Annotated in this window: 1 protein-coding gene; it reads right to left on the reverse strand. The window is 73.9% G+C overall.

Going from position 1 to position 937, the window contains the following annotated elements; genetic code table 11:
* Positions 1–843, reverse strand: an 843-nt coding sequence (locus E6G06_21990) for a DUF2142 domain-containing protein (GenBank protein TML85454.1), incomplete at its 3' end; no start/stop codon positions are given.
* Between the last annotated feature and the right edge of the window lie 94 nt (positions 844–937).

Consider the following 937-nt stretch of genomic DNA (forward strand, 5'->3'; position numbering starts at 1 on the left):
GGCCCACAGGGCGACCAGGCGGCGGCGTCCGGTCGCCGCCGCGAATGATCCCAGCAAGAGGGACAGCTCCCAAGGCCCGAGCTGTCGGGCGGCTACGAGCCCGAGCGCCCCACACGCCACTGCCGGCCACGCACCCTTGGTCGGTCGGGCTCGTCGAACGGCGAGGAGCCCGGCCGCGCAACAGTACCCCGAGGCGATCTCGGCGCCGCTCGCCGAGAGCGTGCCGGACACGAACACCACCATCGGTGTGACCGCGAGCAGCGGTCCCAGCAGCCGGCGCCCGCGCACGCCGCCGGCTCCGACGATGGTTCCGAGCGCGAGCAGAGCCCCGCAGATCGTCGCGTTCGCCAGGCGGCCGAGGTACAGCACGCCCCTCGGGGTCGTCCCCAGACGTCCGGCGATGCCGGGCAGCGCGTAGGCGAAGGGGGGGTACGCGCCGAAATACGTGCTCGTCGCCAGCCTCGGGCCCCCCGGTGCGTCGACGGCATCGAGGCCTGCGATCATGCCGTCGATCGATTCGGCGCGCCCGGCTGCAGAGTTCTGCGCGATCCGCGCGGCCGCGTCGAGCGCCCAGGGGCCGAGCGCCGCGGGCTCGTCGAGGCAGCTGCTGCGCACGGCGGAACGGAGCGCGAAGCACGGGAGCTGTTGCGGTGGCACGACTGCTGGCGGGAGCGCCACCGTGCGGGTCAGCCGCCGGGAGAAGACCTCGTCGAAGGTGAGCGGGGCGCGCCCATAGCGCGGCCGCGCTCCCAGTTGACCCCGAGCGAGGGCAGCCGCCTTGATCTGCTGAGCCGGTTCATCCGGCGCCGCCCATGGCGGGTTGGCGCCGGCCTGGACGAACACGATGAGTATGAACCCCAGGGCGAGGATCGCTGCAGGCCGCGAGCGAAACCAGAGGAGCGCGCCGCCGGCCGCGTGCGCACGTTGTGCGCGTCCA

It is taken from the genome of Actinomycetota bacterium (genome assembly GCA_005888325.1).
Lineage (GTDB): Bacteria > Actinomycetota > Acidimicrobiia > Acidimicrobiales > AC-14 > AC-14.